This window comes from Paenibacillus etheri, from assembly GCF_001012825.1.
Taxonomy (GTDB): domain Bacteria; phylum Bacillota; class Bacilli; order Paenibacillales; family Paenibacillaceae; genus Paenibacillus_AQ; species Paenibacillus_AQ etheri.
The window spans coordinates 25,473-36,711 of record NZ_LCZJ02000026.1 but is presented as its reverse complement, the minus strand read 5'-3'; the positions used below and the strand labels follow the sequence as shown (position 1 = coordinate 36,711).

General features: G+C 42.4%; 8 protein-coding genes and 1 pseudogene. 4 read left to right on the top strand and 5 right to left on the bottom strand.

Going from position 1 to position 11,239, the window contains the following annotated elements; translation table 11 throughout:
- On the bottom strand, positions 1–644 hold a 644-nt coding region (locus UQ64_RS15240), incomplete at its 3' end, for an N-acetylmuramoyl-L-alanine amidase (protein WP_060624311.1).
- Positions 645–826: 182 nt separating this feature from the next.
- On the opposite strand from UQ64_RS15240, the gene UQ64_RS15235 reads away from it, so the two are divergent.
- Entirely contained in the window at positions 827–1,015 is a 189-nt protein-coding gene (locus tag UQ64_RS15235; RefSeq protein ID WP_060624310.1) for a YqzE family protein, read from the top strand.
- Between the two features lie 73 nt (positions 1,016–1,088).
- Here the strand turns inward: UQ64_RS15235 and UQ64_RS15230 are convergent, their stop codons facing one another.
- From UQ64_RS15230 to UQ64_RS15220, 3 genes are all read right to left on the bottom strand, one after another.
- Positions 1,089–2,120 carry a hypothetical protein gene (locus UQ64_RS15230; RefSeq protein WP_060624309.1) on the bottom strand — a complete coding sequence of 344 codons (1,032 nt, stop codon included), beginning with the start codon at positions 2,118–2,120 and terminating at the stop codon, positions 1,089–1,091.
- Between the two features lie 153 nt (positions 2,121–2,273).
- The gene (locus UQ64_RS15225; protein WP_060624308.1) at positions 2,274–3,338 is read right to left on the bottom strand and encodes a YqhG family protein; all 1,065 of its coding nucleotides are present in this window, start codon (positions 3,336–3,338) and stop codon (positions 2,274–2,276) included.
- Positions 3,335–5,080, bottom strand: a complete 1,746-nt coding sequence (locus UQ64_RS15220; RefSeq protein ID WP_060624307.1) for a DEAD/DEAH box helicase — start codon at positions 5,078–5,080, stop codon at positions 3,335–3,337. Before UQ64_RS15220 ends, UQ64_RS15225 begins: the two co-directional genes overlap by 4 nt.
- Positions 5,081–5,495: 415 nt before the next feature.
- Here UQ64_RS15220 and UQ64_RS15215 point away from each other — a divergent pair, with 415 nt between their 5' ends.
- Together UQ64_RS15215 and UQ64_RS15210 are read left to right on the top strand one after the other, a co-directional pair.
- Positions 5,496–8,132, top strand: coding sequence for an adenosylcobalamin-dependent ribonucleoside-diphosphate reductase (locus UQ64_RS15215; protein WP_082651151.1), 2,637 nt, complete (start codon positions 5,496–5,498; stop codon positions 8,130–8,132).
- Positions 8,133–9,297: 1,165 nt separating this feature from the next.
- Entirely contained in the window at positions 9,298–9,753 is a 456-nt protein-coding gene (locus tag UQ64_RS15210) for a hypothetical protein (RefSeq protein ID WP_060624306.1), read from the top strand.
- A gap of 439 nt (positions 9,754–10,192) precedes the next feature.
- Here the strand turns inward: UQ64_RS15210 and UQ64_RS15205 are convergent, their stop codons facing one another.
- The gene (locus tag UQ64_RS15205; protein WP_036689594.1) at positions 10,193–10,591 is read right to left on the bottom strand and encodes a cytidine deaminase; all 399 of its coding nucleotides are present in this window, start codon (positions 10,589–10,591) and stop codon (positions 10,193–10,195) included.
- A gap of 267 nt (positions 10,592–10,858) precedes the next feature.
- On the opposite strand from UQ64_RS15205, the pseudogene UQ64_RS31290 reads away from it, so the two are divergent.
- A pseudogene (locus UQ64_RS31290) lies at positions 10,859–11,239 on the top strand (5,10-methylenetetrahydrofolate reductase); the annotation flags it as partial.

Genomic DNA, 11,239 nt, shown 5'->3' with positions numbered 1-11,239 from the left:
CCCGCCTCAACGATAACGGTTGTGGCGGTTATTTTGTTGAGTAAATAAAAGGGCTTGCCTGGTTTTGGTTGAGCCTCGACATCGTAAAGATTATTTAATTGATGCTGAATGGATTTAGCAAGGATAAAGCTGCGACCCTCTTGACGGTATAATACAAGCGGTCCATGTTTGGAAGGAGAAGGCGCCCAATTAATATGGATACTTACCACTACAGTAGCGGGTAATGTCTCAGCAAGCTCTTTACGCTGTGCAAGATCGCGCAGATGTCGAGATTTACTACGCAGCCAGCGGTTCTCATCACTTGGGGCATAATCTCCATTGCGGTTTAAAGCGACGTCAAAGCCATCGCTGCCTAGCAATAGAAATAATCGACGTGAGATATCTAACGTGATATCTTTTTCAAGGATTTTACCGAAGGAAGTTCCACCGTCGATGCCTCCGTGTCCCGCATCAATTAGGATCATACGGTGGCCATGACCTAATATATGCTGACGGTCATCCTTCATCACAGGCTTCTCTGGTGTCGCAGAGGCTAAGGAGCTCCCCATAAACAACATTAGTAGTCCTACGGCAGTTAGAGTGATTCGAAAGCCACAAATAGCAGCTGCTGTTCTGGGAAAGGGTTGTTTTCTCCATTTGTACAAGTGAAACGCCTCCTTGCAAGTGAATAGTGTGTCCTGGATTCTTTGTTAGATTGTGCTTTAATAGGTAAACCTATTCGACATATCAGAAGTCTGTAGTTTAGATCTGACTGGAGTGGTGCACACTAAGAGCATGGAATAGATGTTGATCAACTAATTTCACTTACAATGTAGGAGGTGTTAAAATGGCTTCCGGTGGCGATGAGCTTGTAAAGTATATAACGGAGAAGGTAGTCGTATATATCGAGGATCCGCGTGCCATACATGCCCGTAGAGCAGCTACGAAGCAGCCGTGGTCACAGAAATGGTTCGGCATGCTTCCGCTTGGTTGGTCTATCTGGCGAAGCAAGTGGAGTCATAGCAAAAAGGAATAAATGTTTAAACAGCAAATAACCTTCCAGTGCCTTTGTTCATGGGTGGCAGCGGAAGGTTATTTGCATTTGGTTATTAACGATTATATCCGAGTGCTTTGGTAGTTCTGTCTGGCAGTTTATGCAGTGTTCCATTATTCTGTAGTGCAGTGAGTGGTAAGTATCGTTTTCCTTCAGGACCTGACGCCGCGTATACGGTAAGTTTATTATTCTCAGCTTGACCATGAGAAGGCTGCCAACTTTGATAACCTGTAATCATAAAAGGTGCGCCGACAAGGTCGTTTCGCCCAGCTGCTTGATAAGCGATGCTTTCCTTCGGTCTGATCAATAGTGCGATATTGTCGCCGCCCACTGTGGTTAATTTAGGAGCGGTCAGCCATAGGATATCTTCGTACGGATCATCTGACCCTCCACTATTGAAGGCCGATAGCGGTGATACGTCAGGATTAAGATTAGTGATTACATCTGTTGTTTGAGGCTGCTCTTTAAGGACTTCTTCCGCCTTGCTAAGTGACCAAGGTAAAATTTGCGGTACGGAAGCATTGATGTAGACCGTCTTTTCGTCAATAGTTATTTTCCAGACAGGTAGAAGTGGTGCATATAAAGCAGTAAGTTTTATTGTTCCTGAAAAAGATGATGTAATGAGACCCTTCTGCACCAAAAACTGGCGCAGATCATTTAAACTGTATGGGAGTCCGTAAGTGCCGGCTCCATATTCACTTAGCATATACCCGCCTGTATCGGTGGCGGAAATGATCATGTATCCTATCCGTTCTTCGCCCTTCATTACATTAACAAGCCAGCCATGAGTACCTGGACCAAGAGGATAATATTCTATCCCTGCATCTTTCCAGGCTGTAAATGGAGCTTCTGCAGCGAGCTTGTTCAGTGTAGCTTTAGCGAATTCTTGGACTGAAGTGGGAGAAGGTAAGGTACTCATCTTCAGCACAGGTATCGCATCCTGTGTGACCGATTGGATCACACTTACTCTGGCCAGCGCCAGCGCTGAAGGAGAACCAGAGCTGGATACAAACAGTCCAAAGCTTAGAAGCAGGAGGAGGCATCCTTGACCCGCAAGTTTTAGCCTCCGCCGCGAACTTATTTTCATCGCGTCGTTCACCTTTCTTTATTAAGAAATGTCGGGAAAGTTAAGCTTCACTCCATTGTAGTGGACAGGCTATAAAAAGGCTGTTGCTTGCTGTCGCGCCTGAAGGCGGAAGTTCTCTTGTTTTTTTGCCTGCTTTTAGCGAGTAGGGTCGCACTATAGACTTCGTAGATGAAACAGTCCATAGGTTATCGCAGAAACTGCAATTTGCGGCTCATATTGCCAAATGGTCTCCTGTCGACGACGGTTATACTGCTCCTGAGTGCCTAAACGTTTTTCTTCATCCGGCTCTTTCAGCAGTTCTCCGTAATAAATATCAATGATAGCCAGCTCTACTCTAAGACGCTCGCGTGCCTGTTCTGCCCAAGTGTAATCAAGTTCGGCTAGATGAGAGGTAAGGTGAGCCTCTAATAAATCTGTAGCGGCTGTCACGGTTAATTCATAAGGCTGAATATGGACGTTTTCAGGTAAACGGGGGGTCATCTCCCGAGAGGATATCTTTTCGTTAAAATCATCCATGATAGTCCCCTTTGTCAGAGATATTCCAAGATAATGCAGTTCTTCCCGTTTCAAATCGCAGCTCATCTCCACTTTATAACAGACACCGAGCCACGGTTCATAGGCTGCAGAGAAGAGTGTATTCCGCTGCCTGCTACCGGGATCCTCAAATAAGTAAAGACATTTCCCTTCATCTTGGGCTGCACTCCAAATTTGCTGTAGGCGCTTGCTTCCATAGATGATATCTTCACGTCTTATCATGCCAGGCCCAATTCGAGGCAGTGCTGGTACAATACCGAAGTAGCGGGCAAGGATGCTGTCTTCTGGATTTGAGGAGGGGACATGAACCACATTAGATTCCGGTGATTCTGAATTCAATAGATCTGTGCTAGCCTCAACATCGACTGTTGCGCCCATCACTGGGTTTCCGGTAATTGGCGGGTTTAATGCTCCGATGCTGCGATTTACCGTTGGTGGAACTTCTATAGATGCTTGGCTGTCGTATTTTTCCGGATCAAATACAAAGGTGAAAGAGAGTGTCTCAGGATCAACACCAGTACGCTCCACGAATCCCCAATAATAAGGTCGGTCTGTAAGCATTCTGTCAGCTCTTGGCGATAGCTTTACAGTTACGTGAATGGGCGATACTTCAATAATGGAGCATTCTGTCGCTTCCAAATAGTCCATTACATGTTTACGTACTTCCTGTGAGGTGAGGGTCATGTCGCAGTCTCACTTTCCTTTTTAATACCCTGAGTTAACTCACTGAGGGATTCACCGATATGATCTAGCTCATGTCGCAGCTCTTCATCGGAACGGGATTCGAGCATGATTTTGTATAAACTTTTCTCCAGAGATTCTTTCTTTTCAAAACGCTCCAGAATCACATCCAGCCCGCCAATGACCATTTCGAACATATTGATCTTCTCATGTAGCAGATGCAGGATATGTTCTTCAATCGTGCCTTCTGTGGACAAATTATAGATAACCACGTCATTTTCCTGACCTAATCGGTGTACCCGTCCAATCCGCTGTTCTACTCTCATGGGATTCCAAGGCAGATCGAAGTTGATCATATGGTGACAGAACTGCAGGTTAATGCCCTCACCACCCGCCTCGGTAGCGATCATGACTTGAGCCCGACCGCGGAAGAGATCCATCATCCAGTCTTTTTTACCACGATTCATCCCGCCGGAATAAGAGACACACATTAGCCCGTGTTCGCGGAAATACTGAAGCAAATATTCTTGAGTCGCGCGATACTCCGTAAAGACAATGACCTTTTCATTCATTTCTTGAATGAGAGATAGAGTTGTTTCAGCTTTGGTATTGGTCTTAACCGTTCGAAGTGTCTGCAATAGCTCCATCATCCGATCGCGTTTCGGAGAATCAGCGGGCAGCTTCTTGATCAGATTAACTAAAGTAATGAAGACGGCATCCCTGCTGCTGCATACCTCACGCTGAAGCGTTACCAAGGAAAGCATGCTGCTAAGATTGCCGCCCGATTCCTGATACTGATCCTTAACAAAAGAAGTGACAGCGTCATATAATACTCTCTCTTCCTGGGAAAGAACTAGCGGAATATTACGGACCTTTCGTTTCGTAAAGTTAACGGGACCTTCGCCACGCCGATTGCGGATCATCACCTTCGATAGCTCGTCCCTTAGCTGACCTTCATTCTTAGGTTGACGTTTATCAACGACGAAATTTGAGGCGAAATCGCCCTGATTTCCTAGTTGCCCCGGCTTCAGTAAAGTGATCAAATTAAATAGCTCGCCCAGATCATTCTGAACGGGAGTGGCGGTTAGGAGCAGGCAATATTTTTTGCGTAGTTGCTGTACAAATAAATAATTGGTTGATTTCTTATTCTTCAGCTTGTGGGCTTCGTCAATAATCAACATGTCATATTCATTTTCCAGCAGCATTTCTTTATGTGGATCGCGTTTCGCGGTGTCCATAGATGCGACGACAATTGCATTTCCCCAGGAATATGCTTTTTTCTGCGCAACAGCAGAGATGCCAAACTTGGCATTCAGCTCGCGGACCCACTGCAATACGAGGGAAGCGGGTACCAGAATAAGCACTTTAGTGACGAGACCGCGAACAAGATATTCCTTGAGTACAAGTCCTGCTTCAATTGTCTTTCCTAGTCCAACCTCGTCTGCAAGAATCGCGCGACCTGACATTTCAAACAGAACCTTATGCGCGGTATCGAGCTGATGAGGAAGTGGGGATAACCCCGATAAATGCTTCATGCATTGCAGCTCATCGAAGCTTGTTACTAGACCTGTTTGTTCACCTTGTACGGCAAGTTTAGACAGACGGAAGTCTCCCCACGGACCGCCTTTTTCCAGTTTGAGTTCCAGATCCTGTAGCCAATTTCGGTCAAAAGAAAGAGGAACAGGCAGTATAGGCGCTGACTTTCCACCTTTGTGAGGTAGAGAATTACGGAATAATTGCGTCATGGTACAGCCTCCTCAGGTGTTAATTCATATCATCTTTCGTAGGATTAGTATGCTCTTAAACAAGAGAATTCATAACCTTCTATTTTTCTTGATAGCCTTTAAAAAAGAGAGTAAAAGCGAGAAAACGCGGCAAGGTTTGCGATATTTCAGCTGCTTGACTCTATTTTCGAAAAAGACCTTCGATACAATATGTGGTATAGTTTAAAAGCTGACGCACACAATATATTGTGACAAAAGCATGAAAATGTGGTTTTTTTAAAGTGCGTAGCTGGTATTTGTTATTGACAAGATGAACTTCCTACATACACCGGTAAGGCGGAAGATAAGTGTAAGGAAGTTTTTGTTGTGGGTCACAAACGTAAGCCCACACCTTGAACTAGAACTGATATTTACTACATTGCGGGAGGTTTTTCTATTGGGTAAAGTGGAACGTAAGCAACGCCTTGAGGGGCTAAGTGAAAAGATATTTTTGGATCGTTATGCTTGGAAGGATGCCGATAGTAATAATGCTAAGGTAGGCGATGTTGTACTCGTTCTAACAAAAGATGATCCGAAGTTTCCAACGAAGGAAGTCGGAGAGATCGTAGAACGTAGCGGCAGAATTGTAACAGTGAAGACGCGCAGCGGCGAACTTGTGAAATCAGATGTGGAGAAGCTGACGCTTAATATAGAAAAAACACCAGAAGAAATGTGGGATCGTCTATCTACAGCTATGGCTTCTGTGGAGAAGACACCTGAGCTTCAAGAAGAATGGGCAGGTAAATTCCGTTCGATTTTGGATGATTGGAAGCTTGTACCAGGCGGACGAATTGCGGCTGGTGCAGGTGCTAGTGAAGAACTAACATTGTTCAACTGTTATGTAATTCCTTCACCAAAAGATAGCCGTGGCGGCATTATGCAGACGTTGGCTGAAATGACAGAAATTATGGCTCGTGGTGGCGGTGTAGGGATTAACCTATCCTCTCTACGTCCACGCCGTGCAATTGTGAGAGGTGTTAATGGTTCTTCTAGTGGTTCTGTATCTTGGGGCGGTCTGTTTAGCTATACCACTGGACTAATTGAACAAGGCGGTAGCCGCCGTGGTGCACTCATGCTCATGATTAATGACTGGCATCCAGATGTGGAAGACTTCATTACCGTGAAACAAACGATGGGTCAAGTGACTAATGCCAACCTTTCGGTATGTGTGAGCAATAGCTTTATGAAAGCTGTAAAAGAAAATCTAGATTGGGATCTAGTATTTCCTGATACAACAGACCCTGAGTATAACGATGTGTGGGATGGCGATCTTGACAAGTGGAAGGCTGCGGGCAAAAACGTTATTCATTATCGCACCGTTAAAGCACGTGATGTGTGGCGCACTATTATAGAATCCGCTTGGAAATCCGCAGAGCCGGGCGTAGTGTTTATGGAATACTATAATCAGATGTCCAACAGCTGGTATTTCAATCCGATCATTTGTACGAACCCATGTGGGGAGCAAGGATTGCCAGGCTGGGGTGTATGTAATTTGTCCGCTGTGAACCTGTCCAAGTTCTACGATGAGAAGAATCATGATGTAGACTGGGAAGATCTCGCGACTACGACGCGTTATTCCGTACGTTTCTTGGACAATGTTATTGATAAGACCCCTTATCATTTCCCGGAAAATGAAGCGAATCAAAAAAATGAACGCCGTGTAGGTCTCGGAACGATGGGTCTTGCCGAGCTGATGATCAAATTGAACATTCGTTATGGTAGCCCTGAATCTTTGGTGTTTCTGGACAAGCTTTACGGCTTTATGGCTCGTGAAGCGTACCTTGCATCCGCAGAGATTGCTGGTGAGAAGGGATCCTTCCTAGCTTTTGATACTGAGAAATATTTAATGAGCGGCTTTATGAAAAATATGCTCGAAGCGTATCCAGAGGTTGGCGAAGCGATTCGCAAACATGGCATGCGTAACGTTACAGTAATTACACAAGCACCTACAGGTAGCACGGGTACAATGGTAGGCACTTCAACAGGTATTGAGCCTTATTTCGCCTTCAAATATTTCCGTCAAAGTCGTCTTGGTTATGATGAGCAGTTCGTTCCAATCGCTCAAGAATGGCTTGAAGCTCATCCTGGTGAAGAGCTGCCAGAATATTTCGTGACTTCGATGGATTTGTCGGCTAAGGATCATATTCGTGCGCAAGCAGCAATTCAACGCTGGGTGGATAGCTCCATCTCGAAAACAGCTAACTGCCCGTCTGACTTTACAGTAGAAGAGACGGCTGAGCTATATGAAATGGCCTTCGATTTGGGCTGTAAAGGCGTTACGATCTACCGTGATGGTAGCCGTGATGTGCAAGTTCTGCAAACCTCTAAGAAGGAAGATACAGCAGAAGAGGTAGCTCCAGCTGTTGAAGTTGCAACCACTCCTGAAGCAAGTGTTGTAGCGGCAAGTCCAGCGCCTCAAGTGACTACGAAAGAGCTGGATAAACAATACAAGAAACGTCCGCAGGTTCTGCGCGGCGCAACTTATAAGATCAACACACCTTTCGGTATGGCGTATATTACGATCAATGATCTAGATGGCATACCGGCAGAAATCTTCCTGAATGTAGGTAAAGCAGGTTCGGACGTCTTTGCGATGGCAGAGGCACTTGGTCGTGTCTGCTCCTTGTTCCTCCGTTATGGAGATCATGGTGAGAAGGTAGAACTGTTGATCAAACATCTGAAAGGCATCGGTGGATCAGGCGCAATCGGCTTCGGCGCGAACCGCGTGGAATCCATTGCTGATGCTGTAGCCAAAGCACTAGAAACTCACGTGCTGAATAACGCTCAGGATGAACATGTTCCTGCACCTATCGCAGCGACTTTGGAGCTGGAGGATTTCAATGAAGCGTTGAACGCGGAGTTGAAAGCGAGTGTTCCTGTGGCAACATCTACCGATGATAGTCATGGTGGACATGGCGCGCATAACCACGCTTCTGCTTCCCGTGATCTTTGCCCATCTTGCGGCGGCGCTTCGCTGATTAATATTGAGGGCTGTAAGACTTGTGGCAATTGCGGGTATAGTCGCTGCGGGTAAACGGTAGAGCCAATAAATGTTTTATGGGAAAATGTGATTTTTCATTTTATATGAGAATTGTTTCATTTTAAATGAGAAAAAACTTCACCATGCAATAGCATGTATATATACATGCTATTGCAGCAAGTTTCACGTCTTTACTTAGAAAGTCGGCAAGCCCTTACTTAGGGTTTACCGGCTTTTTATTAATAACATGACAGGCTAAAGGGCAATCAATTCGGGGTTCGATTCTTCACTATTTTGCAGCTGGTTCTCAGCATCACGAAGTAACATCCAAGAATAAAAAATAGTTAAAGAATGAGCCTATTTGTTGGCTTTAAAATGTTTGATTCCTCTTCCGTTAAGGATATTGACTTATTCGAATTGCAGATCTGATATAGTTTAAGACGTTTGAAAATATCCACTATCTGTGCCTGTGTACTTCGGGCATCAAACTCCAAAAAACTAAATTTAGAGAATTATGTTAAATTAGAATTCTATTATAAAATCCTTGAAGAATGACATCATAACTGGGATGGTATCAATTTTATTCTCACTGTCAATCTAGAAGGAATAATCTGCCTCGTAGTCTTTGATGTAAGTAAAATAAAATCTTATTGAGTAGCCTCTCGTAGCTTTGAGAGCGTTTTAGATGCTTCATAAGGTAATGCTTCATAAGGTATTCGAAACTTATGTAGAGGATTATTTGGATAATGTCGTATTTATGATAGTTGTATTATAGGTTGTCACTAGTGTCCCTCAAATTAAAAAGGCGACATTTTGTTCGATTTTGAACGAAATGTCGCCTTTGCTTTTATACTTTTACTTCGATTCTTTCATCAAATTAATGATTCACTTGAGATTAACAGAAAATATCGCCATAGCGCCTTGCATCTGCATGCCAATTAGACCCGAGGAAGATGCAATATCATATCCGTGTCTATATTTGAGTTCGCTTTTTTTTTTGCCTCAATTTTAACGCTCTTTCGGAAGAGGGGTTTACTATTGATTTTCGCCTTGAAATTCTCGATAATTACATTATAAGGATATTTTTGTGTTTTAATTTAAATTAATCTACATAATTTCAGGGGTGGAATATAGGTGCTTGAAGTAAGAAGAAAATCTCGATGAAGGGTGATGACATCATTAGAGCATTAAGTGAACGAATGGAAAAGGGGGACGAAAGATGAAGTCATTCAAGACAGGGCTACAAGCCATTCTTTATGTAATACTGGTGGTTGGACTGCATCTGATCTTAATCTATTTTTTAAAGATAAGAATAGAGGGATGGGGAACGGAGTTATTATATACCTCATTTAAGGTGTACTTTATACCGCTGTTATTATGTTTAATTAATTCTTTTTTGCTTATAAGGACTCTTAGGATAAAGGACAATACCATTTGGTTTTTGGTAACGATGTTATCCAGCCTCTTACTTCTTTTATTTTTCAATGCAATACAAGATGACACTAATAGTGATGAAGAAGTTTTCATTTCTATTTTATCTTCACCGAAATATCAATTGGAAATGCTCTTTCTACTTCCTTGGTGTATTTCTATTATACAATTTATCTTAACTCTATATTATCTAATCAAAATAAGAAAAAATCTAATCGCTAGAAATAATAAAGGGGGAATGTAATATGAAAAGAATATTTTCATTAAGTATAATTACTTCGATTAAGTGACAGATTTAATTACAACGGATAAAATGTGACTATGCATAACTACTAAAAGCAAGCGATCATCGAGAAGAAGTGTTAAACTTTTATCTCAATGGATCGCTTGTTTTTTATTTATTGATGATGTTATAGGAAACAAAAGAAACAAGAATCAAAAATTATAGATAGTCATTGAGAGGTTTTAACTATATGAGTTTGATAATTGGGAAATGATAAAGGTAGTACTTAAAGAAAAAGATAAGGTTGGAATTGCGATTTGGTAAGTCACAACGGTTTACGCGGTGTGTCTGGTCTGTGAACTCTGTGTTCTGACTAAGCTGCTTTCAAACACAAAAAAACGCGTACTTGTCTAACACAGGTACGCGTGTTTTTGATATTCCACTATGGTAGGTATTATTTTTACATATCTAAATTTTTGAATGCATAAGGCAATAAATCTCTTAAACTCAGCTCTAAGATTTCTTTTTTCTCATTGGTTAAATAGACAGGCATGTCGGGCAAACAGAATTCCGATAATACTTGTCTGCAGATACTGCATGGCGGCAGAAAATCCATTGTGTCACCTGCTACAGCTATAGCCTGGAAATCACCTTTAGTATAGCCCTTTGTAATAGCTGTGAAGATTGCTGTTCTCTCTGCACAATTAGTAGCACCAAAAGATACATTTTCTACATTTACTCCATTAATAACATTTCCATCTTTAAGTAATAAGGCTGCTCCAACAGGAAATTTAGAATAAGGGGCATAAGCAGCTTTCTTTGTGTTACGTGCGCTTTCCATTAATTCTTCTTTATTCATAATACTCACCCTTTTTAAATAAGAATGAACCTTTCGGTCCCCTTATCGCCAACTTTAAGGTTGGCAGGACTTCTAATATTATAGTCAGACCAAATGGTTGTCAACATTAAAATCTAGAAGTTCCGCCTTCATGATGTACTACTCGATAAGTACCAATAGGGAATCATAGCCTTAAGATATAACTAGATATAGTAAATATAAGTTATACATATTAAGCCTGTCATGGTAGCCTTAACTTAAAAGAGACGTGTAGAGGAGTTTTTTATTTTGGGAGCGGCAGGGAGTACATTTAAACAAAAAATATTGAGCAAGAAACCTGGTATTTTAACATATGGGATGACACCACCGAAGGCAAGCCATTCACCAGAAAAGATATCAGAAATTGCACAGAAACAGGTTGAAAGACTTAAAAACGTTGATTTAGATGCTTTAATTCTTTACGACGTCCAGGAGGAAGCAGAAAGAGTTGATCATGAAAGACCTTACCCATATTTACCAACGATTGATCCGGCTATCTATGGTGATAAATATCTAAGACAAGTGGAGGTCCCAAAAATAATTTATCGGTGCGTCGGTAATGATACAAGAGCTTCGTTCGCGGATTGGATTAAGACTGACGAAAGTAAAGACAGATTTTCCGTGTATGTT